The sequence below is a fragment of the Planktothrix agardhii genome (assembly GCF_904830935.1).
In the GTDB taxonomy this organism is placed as follows: Bacteria; Cyanobacteriota; Cyanobacteriia; order Cyanobacteriales; family Microcoleaceae; genus Planktothrix; species Planktothrix agardhii.
The window spans coordinates 2,793,519-2,808,879 of sequence record NZ_LR882952.1; the positions used below are offsets into that span (position 1 = coordinate 2,793,519).

Consider the following 15,361-nt stretch of genomic DNA (forward strand, 5'->3'; position numbering starts at 1 on the left):
AAAGTTGTTGTAAGGTAGCAGGATATTGACAATTGAAGTGTTGAGACGTTGAGGTGTTGGCTATTAACTAACATCCGAAATTTAGATCTTGTGTTGAGGAGCAAACGTGAAACATTTTCAAAGAATTGGTGCAGGAATTTTAACAGGTGCTGCGATCGCCATTGTCGCACCAACCCCGGCATTTGCACAAACCCAAGTCCAAGATATCCGACTGGTGGAAATGAACGGGGAAGTGGCTTTAGTCTTAGTCACCCGTAGCGGAGAACGACCGGAAGTATTTGTGGTCAGACGCGGCAATGATTTTGTTGCCGATATTATTAATACCCAACTTCCGGCCCAAAAACAAAACTTTCAACAAAATAATCCTATCCCCGGTATTGCCTCTGTAGTAGTGACCCAACTGGATTCTACCAGTGTGCGGGTGATTGTCAGTGGGGTGAATAGTCCCCCCGAAGCCCGAATTATGCAAGGGTCTAACGAAGGCATTGTGATTAGTATGGGTGCATCTGCGGGTGCTGTGGCCCAAGTACCTAATCAAGTCCCCCCAGCGGCACCGCCCGTACCTCCAGCCCCCCCAGCCACAGGCTCCCAACCCGTATTAGTTCCCGATCCTCAAATTACTATTGGTGGTCGCAATGTTCCCCAGAGTGGGATTCGCCCTTCCGATGCGGCTCCGCCTTTCCTTCCCCGGGCCGTTGCCCCACCCTTGGGAGATATTGCCGTTTCTAATATTAACGCCGGAATCCCAACAATTCGACTAAATACCACTCAACGGATTCCCCGTTTAGTATTACGAGATGCCCCGGTGAGTGATGTTTTAGCATTATTAGCGAGAACTGCTGGACTCAACTTAGCAATCAGTAATTTAATCAAAGATTCCGCAAGTGGTGACTTCAGAGCACCCAATGATGAGAAGGAAGAAAAACAGATTCTCAACCGCAAGATATCCTTGGATATTGAAAATGAGTCCGTTGAGGATGTTTTTAACTATGTTTTGCGTTTAAGTGGATTACAAGCTAATCGTGTCGGGAATACGATTTTTGTCGGGGTAAAACTGCCTACTGCTGCCAGTGATGTTGTAGTTCGCAGTCTCAGACTGAATCAGGTTCCCGCAAATACCGCAGCAGGTTTTTTGAGTAGTCAAGGGGCAGGAACTCAAATTCAGGTCGATCAAATTCGGATTGAGGAAGTGGGGACAGGAATTAATTCAAGATTTGTGGAAACCCGAACACCCGCAATTACATCCTTAGCAGCTAAAGAGTCCGATAGTCCCCTGGTGCTCAGAGGATTATCCATCTCCGTCGATGAGCGACTCAATTCTATTACTCTGGTTGGCCCGCCACACTTAGTAGAAACCGCCGTGGCGATGTTAACCCAGCTTGATTTACGTCAACGTCAAGTCGCCGTTAACGTTAAAGTTGTTGACGTCAATTTGAGTGGAGAAGAAGCCGCCAGTAGTAGTTTCTCCTTTGGAGTTAACGATACCTTCTTTGTCAATGATGGCGGTGCGGCATCGGTTAATTTTGGTGGGTATAATCCCCCCAACCGAACAACCGCGACCAGTGGGATTAATGGGCGACCGATTGTTCCGAATACTCCCCTTGCTGGTCAGGCGCCTTTTTATAATCGGAATGGATTGGCGGTTAATCCTTTAACTGCCCCCGGAGGAGGGGTGAGTTTAGACCCGATTGCCCCTGTAACCGAGCGTCCCGGTCAAGTCGGGGTTTCCGATTACACACCCTTTACCAGAAATTTAGCCACTGGAGCCCTAACGGCTTTAGGTTCAACCACTAATAGCATTTTTCCCTTCTTCCAATATCCCCGCAAGTTCTTATCCACTTTGACCGCTCAAATTATTAGTGGCAATGCTAAGATTCTCACCGATCCGACCTTAGTGGTTCAGGAGGGAGAAACAGCCAAAGTTGCCTTAGTTGAAGAAATTGTTAAATCAGTTACAACAACCTTTTCAGACACGGTTTCCGGGACAAGGGAAAACAAAAACTTTGACTTTCAAAATGTGGGTTTAACCCTGGATGTTAACGTGGAACGGATTGATGATAATGGCTTTGTTTCCATGCGAATTAACCCCACTGTCAGTGCCCCCGGAGATCAAGTCGATGCTGGTGGTGGTGATTTTGCCCGTCAAATTCTCAGCCGGACGGTCGAATCTGGTTTAATCCGTTTGCGCGATGGTCAAACCTTGATTTTATCGGGGATTATTCAGGAACAGGAACGGGCTACAGTGAGCAAAATTCCATTATTAGGGGATTTACCCATTGTGGGCTCTTTGTTCCGCAGAACCAATAAGCAAAACCAACGGGCGGAAGTGATTGTGTTAGTCACGCCTCAAATTTTGGATGACAGCGATCGCGCTCCCTACGGTTATGAATATAGCCCTAGTCCCGATGCCTTACGGATGATGCAAAGACGATAAATCAGTAATACAGCCCTTTTTACCCCCCTGCCCCCCTTACCAATGGGGTTAGAATCCAGTTCCCCCATTACCAATGGAGACTCTGAATCCAGTTCCCCCCCTTACCAATGGGGTAGAATCCAGTTCCCCCCATTACCAAGGGGGGGCTAGGGGGGTAAAACCCAGTTCCCCCCATTACCAAGGGGGGGCTAGGGGGGGGTAAAACCCAGTTCCCCCCATTACCAAGGGGGTAAAATCCAGTTCCCCCCATTACCAAGGGGGGGGCTAGGGGGGGTAAAACCCAGTTCCCCCCATTACCAAGGGGGGGCTAGGGGGGGGTAAAACCCAGTTCCCCCCATTACCAAGGGGGGGCTAGGGGGGGGTAAAACCCAGTTCCCCCCATTACCAAGGGGGGGCTAGGGGGGGGTAAAACCCAGTTCCCCCCATTACCAAGGGGGGGCTAGGGGGGGTAAAACCCAGTTCCCCCCATTACCAAGGGGGGGCTAGGGGGGGGTAAAACCCAGTTCCCCCCATTACCAAGGGGGGGCTAGGGGGGGGTAAAACCCAGTTCCCCCCATTACCAAGGGGGGGCTAGGGGGGGTAAAACCCAGTTCCCCCCATTACCAAGGGGGGGCTAGGGGGGGGTAAAACCCAGTTCCCCCCTTACCAATGGAGACTCTGAATCCAGTTCCCCCCATTACCAAGGGGGGGCTAGGGGGGGGTAAAACCCAGTTTCAACTAAAATTTATAGCTTACTGCTCGCTTTAAGTTGACATAGATCAGTCACTTCGCTCTTACGAGTCAACAGTCAACAGCTATACTATTGATTGCTTCATGCCAATTCTAAGGAGTAAAAACTCAAATGAACAAAGGTGAATTAGTGGACGCCGTAGCAGAACGGGCCAGTGTGACCAAAAAACAAGCTGATGCGGTGTTAACGGCAGCTTTAGAAACCATCATGGAAGCAGTTTCCAATGATGACAAAGTGACACTGGTTGGCTTTGGTTCCTTTGAGTCCCGCGAACGGAAAGCCCGTGAGGGTCGTAACCCGAAAACTGGGGAAAAAATGGAAATTCCAGCCACCAAAGTCCCGGCTTTTTCATCGGGTAAACTATTCAAGGAAAAAGTGGCTAATACCAAAGCAGAGCCAGACAGTGATGAGGACTAATTTCTAGGCGTGGAAGCAACCCATTCACCCCGTCATGGTGGAAATTTGATTTGGGCTGCGACCGTGGCCGACTGCTCTCCCTTGGATATTCTGGATTTTTCTGCCAGTATTAATCCTTGGGGGCCGCCTTTGTCGGCGCTGGTGGCAATTCAAGACCATCTGAGGGATTTAAAAGCCTATCCCAATCCCGATTATGGAGAATTGAAGGAAGCGATCGCCACTCAAATCAACCGCGAAACCGGATCGAACTTCCTAGGGGCGGATTGGGTTTTACCCGGAAATGGGGCCGCAGAGTTACTGACCTGGGCAGGACGGGAATTAGCGGCATTAGATGCGACCTATTTACTGACTCCTGCCTTTGGGGACTATGGGCGCTCACTCAGGGCTTTTGAGGGGAATGTGATTGAGTGTCCGCTTGCGATGACCTCTGTTGAGTTAGATTTCTCTATGCCTCAACCCTTGAGTTCTAAATCGGGGTTATTATTAAATAATCCCCATAATCCCACCGGAAAACTGTTTACGGCTGAAATATTATTAGAATCCTTAAAACAGTTTGCTTTGGTGGTGGTGGATGAGGCATTTATGGATTTTTTACTTCCCACTCAACAGCAAAGTTTAGTTTCTTGGGTGAAGGAATATGAAAATTTAGTGATATTGCGATCGCTAACCAAATTCTATAGTTTACCCGGATTGCGTTTAGGATATGCGATCGCCCATCCCCAACGCTTAGAAAAATGGCAACGGTGGCGCGATCCTTGGCCTGTAAATAGTTTGGCGGTGGCGGCGGGAATTGCTGTTTTAAAAGATCATGAATTTCAACAACAAACCTGGAATTGGTTAGAAGAATCCCGTCCTCAATTATATCATAATTTAGCTAATATATCAGGATTAAAACCCTATCCGGGTGCGGCTAATTTTATTTTAGTAGAATCTGATGTTTCGGTTTCTAAATTGCAATTAAATCTATTAAAAAAACACCGAATTCTAATTCGAGATTGTTTGAGTTTTGCCAGTTTGGGCGATCGCTATTTCCGAGTTGCAATTAGAACCGAAGCCGAGAATCAAAGGTTAATTGAGGCGTTAAGGGATTATAGCAGGGAACAGGAAACAGCCCCCCCAAACCCCCCGTGCACGGTGGGCTAGGGGGGCTGTTCCCTGCTATATCAGTTCAACTCAGCTTCTATTTTGGGAAAATCCCCCTTCTGATAAACAGCAATTTGTTCAGGGGTTTGTAAATCCATAAAATCCGCCAACTCGCTATAGGTGACACACCGAACTTCTGGTTTCCCACAAACCTCCTCAGCAAAACGAAATAGCGCATTCCAGTAAGCTCCCTGATTCCAAGCTGAAAAGTGATGACCGATATTTACAGGCGCACGGTTGCCAGAATAGTTACTATTGAAGTATTTTAAATAAGTTTGAAAAGTATCTTCTTCATAGCGCTTGGCATTACTAGAATTTGGTTTTGCCTGAGAATGGAGATAGTAAAAGTTATAATCCATTGATAGAACATTTTTGCGGGTAATTGCCGTTGTTAAAGAAGCCAGGGGAAAATTCCAAATCCCATTTTCTTGTTTTGGCCAGTAATTCGCCGCTGCTACTTTGCTCGTATCATAGCGAAATCCGGTTTTCTTCAAAGTTTTGTATAAACCCAGACTCTGACCCAACTCAGGAGCGCGAAAACCTTGAATAGCACTGCGGTCAAAGGCAAAAGCACCCTTCAAACCATTGATTTTGTAGGCATCAAAAATAAACTGATCAAAATAGTTAAACTCTTTTTTCCAGTCCGCCTCACTCCAGCGACTCCCATCAAAGTGACCCACCGCATGGGAGCCAATTTCATGACCCTCTTGGTATGCTTGATTTAACTGTTCCAGACGGAGATTAATCTCTTGCTTAGTGCCACCCCAACCAATGGCAGACCGTCCCTGACCCTTGCCCCCAGGGGGTTTATAGAGGTTGCGTTTCTCATTATTTACAAAATAAACCCCACTAATAAAATAGGTAAAGTGAGCCGAAATATTTTTTTTCGCCATACTTTGAGTAAAGTTGCGAGATTTTTTCCAGGCATCTAGGGAATAGGAGCCATCAAAAGCCAGTAGTACAAACTGAGGGGGACGACCTGCTACCGGATTTTGATCCTGAATTAGTTTATACAGTAAATCGGAACTCCAGCGAGTTGACCCGCAAGCATCACCCCCATCAGCATCCTTACAGGCGGCGACAAGTTTCTGGGAAAAAGGGCCCAAGGCCTGATTTCCTTCTACGCAATAGCCCAAAATTTGATTCAGGCGACTCCCATCGGGACAACGCCCGTTTCCATAGGCTTTGAGGAATAAGGGTTCGGGCCATTCCTGGGTATTACAGACATTACCACCATCCAAGTCACGGCATTTTTGCAGCATTCCCTGGGTAAACGGGCCCAAAGCGTTTTCACCGTTGGAATAGAAATAACCTCCTAAACTATTAACAGGTTTTTCTTTGATGGGTTTCGGGGTTTCGGAGACTACTGAGTTAGACTTTTCTGTCGGTGAAACCAGCGAGGAGGACTTCGCGCAACCCCAGAATATTAAGGATGAACTGAGATAAATGCAGGTTTGATAAAACCATTTTGAATTTTTTAACACGATGCCCCACTTCTTCAAGAAATTACCAAATTCTACCATTTGTAGTAAGCCCTTCAGGGCTTAGAGGCGTTCATGCTTCACTACAAAATGTTAGAATTAATTTAAAAATAACTTTATTTTCAAAACTATGATTGCTAATCAACACGAAACTTACATTTCTCCAGAAGATTATCTAGCAGGGGAAGAAACCAGCCCGATCAAACATGAATATATTGACGGACAAGTTTATGCAATGGCAGGGGCGAGTGATGCTCATGTTACAATCGCTGGAAACTTATTTACCCTGTTAAGAAATCATGTTCGAGGGCGGGGTTGTCGGGTTTATATGTCCGATATGAAAGCTCAGATAGATACGGCTAATATTTATTATTATCCTGATGTTATGGTAACTTGTGATCCCAGGGATCAAAAATTTACAAATCATAAAAAATATCCTTGTTTAATTATCGAAGTTTTATCCCCAAAAACAGAAGCATTTGATCGTGGTGACAAGTTTGCCGACTATCAACAATTAGAAACCTTACAAGAGTATGTTTTAATTAACCAAAAACGTCAGCGTGTAGACTGTTTTCGTCGCAATAACGAAGGTTTGTGGGTATTACAATTCTATCATTCAGGCAGTGAAATTCATCTCACCAGTATTGATTTTCGCACTCATATCGAGGCTTTATATGAAGATGTTACCTTTGAAGATAATTAACTTCGTAGTAAGCCCTTTAGGGCTTAGAGTCCTGAAGGACTCACTACGAAATGAGCAACTTATTCAAAGTATTGAGTAGGTGATAAACAGGGTTTATTGACCCTATATAGCGATAAATTATGGAATCTGTTATACTTATGTAGATAAGAGAAAGGGAGTCAAAAAAATGACCACTATCCAATCAACGACAACTGCAATAACATCCCTTTATGATCGGGATTTTTATCTGTGGTTACAGACAACTATCAACATATTAAAAGAGGGAAAATTTGCCGAAGTAGATTTAGAGAACTTACTAGAGGAACTGGAAAGTATGGGGAGAAGCGATAAAAATGCTTTAAAAAGTAATTTGAAGGTACTTTTAATGCACTTACTCAAATATAAATATCAGCCAGAAAAACTAACAAATAGTTGGGTGTACACCATTCGTGAACATCGTCAACGCCTCCGAGATACCTTCAAAACCAGTCCGAGTCTATATCGTTTTTTTGAAGATATTTTTAATGAATCTTATCAAGATGCCAGGGAACTAGGCGCAGATGAAACAGGTTTATCTATTAATCTATTTCCCACGGAGTCTCCCTTTACTGTAGAAGAAGTTCTTAATCCTGATTTTTTACCTTCTGAGAAGAATTGCCCAAAAAATGATCAGTAGGGATAAGATATATCGTGTTCCTATGCTTTGAAACCTTTTGAAGAACGACAAAAGAGAGATAAACACTTATTGACAATTACACTAAAATATTTTAGTCTAAAAATTGTGTAATTATATACTCAACTTAAAATAGCAAAATTAATTGAGTCTGTTGACAGAATTTCCGATTGGGGTGTTAACCCAAGATTTATTTGAATATGAAAGTTATCCTAAAATTCAACAAAAACATGATATAATCCGGTTGGCTTGAATTTAAGATAACGAGGAAACCGGTCTGAACTTAAGAAAAAATTTGCGATCACAACCCGGAATCGAAGTCGCCAGCGAAGCTACGAATGCTGAAACAGGCTTGTTGAATCAATTGATAATGATACATACTCAAGGGAGTGATCAAAATCTCGCCATCGCTGATCGAACTTTAAACCCAACAACAACTGGATAAACATTTTGTTTAAACTCAAATCAAAGGTTGATGAAAATACCAGAGATTTATTCAAGAGATCGCCAGGTAAGTCGGTGAGTTTTTGATTCACAATTTTTTCAGGAAGGATGGATAGAAATTTCTGTTATCCTACAATCAACCCAGATTGGCTTCCATTGATTAATTAAACATTTATTAGTTGAGGAGATTTTCATGACGTTTCAGACCGCAACTTCCCCGGAAAATGAACCAAAATTAAGCGGTTTAACAGTTGCGTTTTTCGGTATTATCCATTTGCTGGCTTTATTAGCACCTTGGTTTTTTTCCTGGTCAGCGTTAGGAATTACGCTGTTTCTACACTGGTTTTTTGGCAGTATTGGAATTTGTTTAGGCTACCATCGTCTATTAAGTCATCGCAGTTTTAAAGTTCCCAAATGGTTAGAATATGGGATTACTTTAGTTGGGGTTTGTGCCTTGCAAGGGGGGCCGATTTTTTGGGTAGCCGGACACCGTTTGCACCATGCCCATACCGAACATGAAGATAAAGATCCCTACTCCGCAAAACGAGGATTTTGGTGGAGTCACATGATGTGGATTTTCTATCCTCGTCCATCCTTTTTTGACGCTGAACACTACAAACGATTTGCACCGGATTTAGCACGAGATCCCTTTTATTGTTGGTTAGATCGGTATCATCTGTTAATGCAAATTCCCGTGGCCTTACTGCTTTATGCCATTGGGGGTTGGTCATGGGTCATTTATGGGGTATTTGTCCGGGCTGTGGTGTTGTGGCATAGTACCTGGTTGATTAATTCGGTAACTCATATGTGGGGATACCGCAGCTTTGACACCAATGATAATTCTCGGAATCTTTGGTGGGCGGCAATTTTTACCTACGGGGAAGGTTGGCATAATAACCATCACGCCTATCCGAATGTTGCTAAAGCGGGACTGAAATGGTGGGAACTCGATATGACTTGGTGGTCAATTTGGGTTTTAAAAACCGTTGGTTTGGCCCAGAAAGTGGTCATGCCCCCGACTCAACGGGTAAAACAAGCCTAAGAATAGGGAACAGGGAACCCGCCCCCTAAGACAGTTGATCCGATGGGCGGGTTTTTCATTGTGATTTGGGGGAAACGGGTTAGGCTGCGATCGCTTCTTCGTAAACCATAAAGCTCTTTTTGGTTACGCCACAAATCGGACAATGCCAATCTTCGGGAATGGCTTCAAAGGCTGTTCCTGGGGCAATACCGGAATCAGGATCACCGACAACAGGATCGTAAATCATTGAACATTGGCGACAAATCCATTTTTGGGTTTGAGGATCGCCAGGAGCGGATTTGGCGGTCGCAGCCCCACTGTGTAGTGTGTTCAGGGCCTCTGTATATTGGTTGGCGTGATGATGTTCAATCGGAACCAACAAGCCAAAGTTAGAGGCGGCTTTGCGGAAAATTCCAGCGTGTTCCCGGGACTCAGCCTCTTGTTCTTCAAATTCACTCACCGCCTTCTGATCCCGATCAACTCGGGCTTGGGCGGCAAATTCGGGGTACATGGTGGTGTATTCGTAGGTTTCTCCTTCAATGGCTAACTCCAAACACCGGGCGGCAATTTTTTTCTTTTCTTCGTCGGATAGGGCATCGGGGTCAGCGACGACTAATTCAGGATGCAGGAGGCGGAAATGGGCGAAGGCGTGTTCTGTTTCTTGATTGGCGGTTTCTCGAAATAGTTTGGACAAATCCCCCATCCCAAGTTTTTTTGTAACTTCTGCGAAAAATAGATATTTGCGATTGGCCATTGATTCTCCACCAAAGGCAGATTCAAGGTTTTTGGCGGTTTCTGCGTTGGATAAGTCCATTGTGTCTCCTTTTATTGATCTGGCTATATCTAAGAATAATTCTTAGCTTTAAATTTGTCAAGGATAAGAATAAGATTGATCTAAAGTTCAGTTACTTAAAATAAATGTTATGATCTGTAAAGGAAGATTTAATATAGCAAGCCATGGAAGGTCAGAATAAAACCACCGAGATCAGCCAAAAGATGAAGCAAAAGGGGTTACGCATCACCCCCCAACGTTTTGCGGTTTATGCTAATCTCTTGTCTCGTTACGATCACCCGACAGTGGATGATATTCTCACCGAGATTAATCGGGAACTTCCTATCGCTTCTAAAGCTAGTGTTTATAGTGCTTTGACGGTTTTGCGATCGGTGGGATTAGTCCGAGAGGTACTGCTAGATCAAGGGGTAACTCGTTATGATGCCAAGGTGGAACCCCATCACCATTTTGTCTGTGAGTGTTGTGGGCAAATTCAGGATTTAGAGTGGGATGTCCTGGGTGATTTGCCTCTTAACCCTTTACCCCCAGGGTTTCGGGTGAATGCCTATGAAATTACGGTTAAGGGCTGTTGCGATCGCTGTGATTGATGGGTAATGGGTAATAGGTAATGGGTAATGGGTTTTGGGTAATGGGTAATGGGTTTTGGGGGGATGAATCCTCTCTGTTGATCTTCTACGGAGTGATGGAATTGCTGAAGCTGGCATTCTGATCGGAACACTTGTTAGAATAGGGGAAATGTTACGAAACGTAACTTATGTTGATTCCTATTCTAATAATTGATGTGGCTCTGGTTGCTTGGTCATTACACTTAATGAAGCAAGCTGTGGAGTTCAAAGAATACTCCTTCATGCTGGCCGGGATCTTGGTTGCCTTGTCCGCCGCCGCTATGGGGTTAGTTTACTTCCTGATGGGATCTTGTATTGATCACTTCGCCCAAATGTCTCAGCACGCTTATTATTACTTTTAGTGGCTATTGGGGGTGACGGATACCTTCCTCCGACACTCCTAAAAAAAATTTTTCATACTACTTGACAAAGCACCCGTTAAACAACTATATTTAAGTACCGCGAGGGGTTATAGCTCAGTTGGTAGAGCACCGCAATGGCATTGCGGGGGTCAGCGGTTCGAGCCCGCTTAGCTCCATTTAGAAACAGTGTCCAATGGACAGTGAATAGTAAAATAAAATATCAAACCTCCAGGTAGGAATGCTGAATAGGTTGTGATATTTTATTTTATGGGTTTGGTTTCTACAGGTTTTTATATAGATGGAATCCTCGCCCGTTTTACCGCGGGGTGGAGGTTCAACGACGAATATCCATTAAATTTGCATTAATCATTGTGGTATTTTCTAAAGTCGCTCCGGCTAAATCTGAAGCGGTTAAATTTGCACCCGTGAGATTAGCGCCTGTTAAATCGGCATCGCGGAAATTAACACCACTGACATCAAATCCGTATAAACTGCCTTCTTTTAGCTTCACTTCACCTAAAGTAGCAACAGATTGTTGAGTATTTCTGAGGTTAGCACCCGTTAGATCTGCACTCTCTAAATTTGCTCCAATCAGATTAGCATGACTCAAGTTAGCATGGTTTAAATTAGCAATTACTAAACCCGCTAAACTCAGGTTAGAATAGCTCAAATTAGATTGCTCTAAATTAGCCCCATGTAACTTAGCTGCAACTAGATCGGCACTTTCTAAATTCGCTTCGGTCAATACAGCCCGATTAAAATTAACTTCATTCAGATTAGCACCATGTAAATTAGCTCCTTTCAAGTTGGCACCTCGAAGATTAGCACCTTGAAGGTTCACACCTGCTAACTGAGCACCGCTAAGGTCACATCCAGGGCAGTTTTTGGTTTCCAATAGCTGCTTGAGATGGGCGGAGTTCTCAGCCTGAGCGGGAACAGTTAAACCCAAGATCATCATCACTACTGTGGTGGCTACTGTTGCGAATTTCATACCCACACCCTCAAAAAACTTTATCTTTTATATCATCTATTATTATCGGGCATTGGGGTATGCGTGAAATCCCTGTTGTCTGTGATATTGTTTTGATCCCAGTGTGACGGAAATCACTGAGAAAAACCGTTACTGTTGATACAGTCCCCTCTAAACTACAAGCTTTCTGATTAAATCCCCTAATTGTTCTGCACTGTTGGTGATGGCAACGGAGGCGGTGGCTTGGGCCATTTTTTGTAACTGTTGAGGTGATTGTAACAGATACAAAACTTTACTCGCTAACAGGTCTGCGGTCAAGTCCTTTTGTGGAAACATCCACGCCGCACCCGCCCCGGCAAAAACCTTGGCATTATAGGTTTGATGATCTTCGGCGGCAAAGGGATAGGGAATTAAAATTGAGGGGGTGTGGGTAATGGCTAATTCCGTTAAGGTTCCTGCCCCTGCCCGACTCACGGCAAAAGTCGCCCGTTGAAACAGGGCTGCCATATCATTATAAAAAGGCATTTTAATATACTGAGGATGGTTTAACACCTCGACGTCGGGGTCATTATTTCCCGTTAAATGGACTACCCACGCCCCGGCTTCAAACCAAGTAGGAGCAGCCTCTCGGACTAATTTATTCACACTTACCGCCCCTTGACTTCCCCCAACCACCACAATAACGGGAACCTCATCGGGGAGGAAAAAAGATAAGGGTGCAGAAGTCTGGAGAAAGTTGGGACGCACGGGGGTTCCGACTACAACCGTATTAGTACGGGGAAGATAAGGAATAGCCGCTTCAAACCCTAAACCCACGGCATTACACCAGGGGCTAAAATTGCGAGTCACTTTTCCAGGTAAAGCATTAGACTCATGGAGAATTACGGGTAGACCGAGGGAACGAGCCGCAATAATAGCGGGTGCTGCAATATAGCCTCCGGTGGTGAATACCCCGCGAAACTTACCTTTTTTCAGGAGATGGCGAACTTGCACCAGGGAACGGGCGAATTTGACTAAGATTTTTAGGGTTCCTAAACCCAGGCGTTGCTGGAAGCCTTCAACGGAGATGGTATGGAGGGGATATTGGGACGGGACTAATTCTCGTTCGAGGCGATCGGGTACACCTAACCATTCTATCTCAAAATCAGACAGGTTTTCGGCGGTGGCGATCGCCGGAAATAAATGTCCACCTGTCCCACTGGCGGCAATGAGTAAGCGAATGGGTGTTTGACTCAAGTGTTCTCCCCTAGACTACGTTCAACTTTGTGTTATGGCTTTTTAAGTTACCATAAAACTTACAGGAAATCGCTATTCTTAATTTTGAAAATCCAATGACAATTTTTCCCATAGTTCAACGACAATCTTTTCAGAACAGGTATGGTGTACAGATGCGCCATTTATGGGCAAAGCCATTATTTTATGTAGTTCTAGGAACCATACTTTGGGGAATGGGTACGGGGATTTCCCTACGGGCGAATGCCGAAACCCCAGAAACAGCCCCCGCCAATGTCACTAATCTTTTAAATCAAATTGATGCCGCCGCTAATCGTCGAGACGTGGAAAAGGTAATGGGCTTTTATGGCTCTAATTTTACCAATTCTGATGGATTAGACTATCAAAGTTTGAGACAGGTTCTGAAAGAATTTTGGAATAGATATTCTCAACTTAATTATCGCACAGAATTACAATCTTGGCAACAAAATGGCGATATTTTAACCACAACAACTATTACGGAAATTACCGGAACTAAAAAAATTGATAATCGCGAGTTTGCCTTAACTTCCACCATCACATCACAGCAACAAATTCAAGGGGAAAAAATTATTAAACAGGAGATTATAGCAGAAAAAAATCAACTAACTTTAGGCAAGAAACCGCCAACGGTAGTTTTTAATATCCCAGAACAAGTCAAAGCAGGTCAGGAATTTAATATTGATGCAATTGTTCAAGAACCTTTAGAGAATGATATTTTAATTGGAACCGCCATTACAGAACCTATTACCGCAGAAACCTATAACAATTCCGGTCTTTTACAATTAGAATTTTTACCCTCTGGCGGTATTTTCAAAGTAGGTAAAGCTCCTGATATAGCCGGAAATAATTGGATTTCTGCTATTTTAATGCGTCAAGGAGGAGTAACCTTAATCACCCAACGCTTACGAGTAGTCAAATAATCAGTCATCAGTCATCAGTCATTACCCAAAACCCATTACCAATTACCAATTACCAATTACCAATTACCAATTACCAATTACCAATTACCAATTACCAATTACCAATTACCAATTACCAATTACCAATTACCAATTACCCATTCGTAATGATTCCTTTATTAGAGGTTAAAAATTTAGCTGTTAAGTTTTTTACCCTTGATGGGGTGGTTCATGCTGTGAATGGAATTTCCTATCAAGTCTATCCAGGGGAAACCCTAGGAATTGTTGGGGAGTCGGGGTCAGGAAAAAGTATTAGTGTCTTATCAATTTTAGGGTTAATTCCATCACCACCAGGGAAAATTACCGAAGGTGAAATTTTATTTGAAGGTAAAAATTTAATTAAATTCAATCCTCAACAATTACAACAAATTCGGGGTCATGAAATTGCGATGGTTTTTCAAGACCCGATGACTTCTCTTAACCCGGTTTTAACTATTGGTAAACAACTTACAGAAGCATTACAGATTCATATTAAATTAACATCAGAACAAGCTAAAAACCGAGCTATTAAACTATTGAAACAGGTGGGAATTTCCAATCCAGAAAAACGATTAAAAAACTATCCCCATGAATTTTCTGGAGGAATGCGTCAACGGGTAATGATTGCCATGGGTTTAGGATGTCAACCTAAATTATTAATCGCAGATGAACCCACTACCGCCTTAGATGTAACTGTTCAAGCGCAGGTTGTAGAATTAGTTAAACAACTAAAAAATGCACAGGGAATGTCTGTCATTTGGATTACCCATGATTTAGCATTATTAGCAGGATTAGCAGATAGAATTATAGTCATGTATGCGGGGCAAATTGTGGAACAAGCAACGGTACATCAACTCTATAAAAACCCTCGTCATCCCTATACAATTGGACTATTAGAAAGTTTACCCCGACTGGATCAAATTCGTCAAGAACCGTTAAAAGCAATTGCTGGAATGCCACCCAGTTTAATAGATTATCCCCTAGGATGTCCCTTTGCTCCGCGATGTCGATTTGCGATTGAACATTGTTTTCAAGAAAACCCTAAATTAGAATTGATTGAAACCGAGCATCAAGTTGCTTGCTGGGTAAAACCAACTTAGGAATGGAAAACCAAGAACATTCGGTCTACTGTAGACGGGGATAGTGATTTTACCTTTGATGCCGTTAGGCGTTGATCACAATAGAGCATCTGCTTTTCCCCCTACCTCCCCTGCGCCAAAAAAAATATTTTCCAAAAGGGGTTGCCAAATCCAGAAGGTTATGGTTATAATACAAAAGGAAGAAAAGCAACGCGGGGTAGAGCAGTCTGGTAGCTCGTCGGGCTCATAACCCGAAGGTCAGGAGTTCAAATCCCCTCCCCGCCATTTTATAAAATATTATCACCTTTGTTTTTTTAACGGGGACTTGTTGAAGG

General features: G+C 43.7%; 15 protein-coding genes and 2 tRNA genes. 13 read left to right on the forward strand and 4 right to left on the reverse strand.

What is annotated here, in order from left to right; all coding sequences use genetic code 11:
• The first annotated feature begins 106 nt into the window (after positions 1–106).
• From NMG88_RS13115 to cobD, 3 genes are all read left to right on the forward strand, one after another.
• Positions 107–2,434 (forward strand): AMIN domain-containing protein, encoded by a 2,328-nt coding sequence (locus tag NMG88_RS13115; protein WP_254035502.1) that lies wholly within the window; start codon positions 107–109, stop codon positions 2,432–2,434.
• Positions 2,435–3,275: 841 nt separating this feature from the next.
• Positions 3,276–3,581 (forward strand): HU family DNA-binding protein, encoded by a 306-nt coding sequence (locus tag NMG88_RS13120; RefSeq protein WP_026795206.1) that lies wholly within the window; start codon positions 3,276–3,278, stop codon positions 3,579–3,581.
• Positions 3,582–3,590: 9 nt separating this feature from the next.
• Positions 3,591–4,724 (forward strand): threonine-phosphate decarboxylase CobD, encoded by a 1,134-nt coding sequence (gene cobD / locus NMG88_RS13125; protein ID WP_227350797.1) that lies wholly within the window; start codon positions 3,591–3,593, stop codon positions 4,722–4,724.
• A gap of 20 nt (positions 4,725–4,744) precedes the next feature.
• Here cobD and NMG88_RS13130 read toward each other — a convergent pair whose 3' ends face one another.
• Positions 4,745–6,247 (reverse strand): polysaccharide deacetylase family protein, encoded by a 1,503-nt coding sequence (locus tag NMG88_RS13130; RefSeq protein ID WP_052369600.1) that lies wholly within the window; start codon positions 6,245–6,247, stop codon positions 4,745–4,747.
• 88 nt (positions 6,248–6,335) lie between these two features.
• Between NMG88_RS13130 and NMG88_RS13135 the strand changes: the two genes are divergently transcribed.
• The 4 genes from NMG88_RS13135 (at position 6,336) to NMG88_RS13150 (ending at position 9,046) form a co-directional block, all read left to right on the forward strand.
• Positions 6,336–6,908: a Uma2 family endonuclease gene (locus NMG88_RS13135; protein ID WP_254035503.1), complete on the forward strand. Its 573-nt coding sequence runs from the start codon at positions 6,336–6,338 to the stop codon at positions 6,906–6,908.
• Between the two features lie 166 nt (positions 6,909–7,074).
• Positions 7,075–7,563: a DUF29 domain-containing protein gene (locus NMG88_RS13140; protein WP_042154813.1), complete on the forward strand. Its 489-nt coding sequence runs from the start codon at positions 7,075–7,077 to the stop codon at positions 7,561–7,563.
• 292 nt (positions 7,564–7,855) lie between these two features.
• Entirely contained in the window at positions 7,856–8,005 is a 150-nt protein-coding gene (locus NMG88_RS13145) for a hypothetical protein (RefSeq protein WP_155806310.1), read from the forward strand.
• A gap of 192 nt (positions 8,006–8,197) precedes the next feature.
• Complete coding sequence (locus NMG88_RS13150) at positions 8,198–9,046, forward strand: acyl-CoA desaturase (protein WP_026795208.1); 849 nt, start codon at positions 8,198–8,200, stop codon at positions 9,044–9,046.
• A gap of 79 nt (positions 9,047–9,125) precedes the next feature.
• Here NMG88_RS13150 and NMG88_RS22595 read toward each other — a convergent pair whose 3' ends face one another.
• The gene (locus NMG88_RS22595) at positions 9,126–9,839 is read right to left on the reverse strand and encodes a rubrerythrin family protein (protein ID WP_042154811.1); all 714 of its coding nucleotides are present in this window, start codon (positions 9,837–9,839) and stop codon (positions 9,126–9,128) included.
• A 143-nt stretch (positions 9,840–9,982) separates the two neighbouring features.
• Between NMG88_RS22595 and NMG88_RS13165 the strand changes: the two genes are divergently transcribed.
• The 3 genes from NMG88_RS13165 (at position 9,983) to NMG88_RS13175 (ending at position 10,961) form a co-directional block, all read left to right on the forward strand.
• On the forward strand, positions 9,983–10,405 hold the full coding sequence (locus NMG88_RS13165) for a Fur family transcriptional regulator (protein ID WP_254035504.1): 423 nt from the start codon (positions 9,983–9,985) through the stop codon (positions 10,403–10,405).
• A gap of 167 nt (positions 10,406–10,572) precedes the next feature.
• Positions 10,573–10,785 (forward strand): hypothetical protein, encoded by a 213-nt coding sequence (locus tag NMG88_RS13170; protein WP_026787924.1) that lies wholly within the window; start codon positions 10,573–10,575, stop codon positions 10,783–10,785.
• 103 nt (positions 10,786–10,888) lie between these two features.
• Positions 10,889–10,961: transfer RNA gene (locus NMG88_RS13175), tRNA-Ala, on the forward strand.
• 158 nt (positions 10,962–11,119) lie between these two features.
• Here the strand turns inward: NMG88_RS13175 and NMG88_RS13180 are convergent.
• Together NMG88_RS13180 and murG are read right to left on the reverse strand one after the other, a co-directional pair.
• Positions 11,120–11,776 (reverse strand): pentapeptide repeat-containing protein, encoded by a 657-nt coding sequence (locus NMG88_RS13180; protein ID WP_254035505.1) that lies wholly within the window; start codon positions 11,774–11,776, stop codon positions 11,120–11,122.
• A 150-nt stretch (positions 11,777–11,926) separates the two neighbouring features.
• A complete protein-coding gene (gene murG, locus NMG88_RS13185; protein WP_042154803.1) occupies positions 11,927–12,991 on the reverse strand; it encodes an undecaprenyldiphospho-muramoylpentapeptide beta-N-acetylglucosaminyltransferase in 1,065 nt (354 codons plus the stop codon).
• 95 nt (positions 12,992–13,086) lie between these two features.
• On the opposite strand from murG, the gene NMG88_RS13190 reads away from it, so the two are divergent.
• From NMG88_RS13190 to NMG88_RS13200, 3 genes are all read left to right on the forward strand, one after another.
• Positions 13,087–13,929, forward strand: a complete 843-nt coding sequence (locus NMG88_RS13190) for a hypothetical protein (RefSeq protein ID WP_052369598.1) — start codon at positions 13,087–13,089, stop codon at positions 13,927–13,929.
• A gap of 146 nt (positions 13,930–14,075) precedes the next feature.
• Positions 14,076–15,047 (forward strand): ABC transporter ATP-binding protein, encoded by a 972-nt coding sequence (locus NMG88_RS13195; RefSeq protein WP_026787928.1) that lies wholly within the window; start codon positions 14,076–14,078, stop codon positions 15,045–15,047.
• Positions 15,048–15,237: 190 nt separating this feature from the next.
• Positions 15,238–15,311: transfer RNA gene (locus NMG88_RS13200), tRNA-Met, on the forward strand.
• The last annotated feature ends 50 nt before the right edge of the window (positions 15,312–15,361 follow it).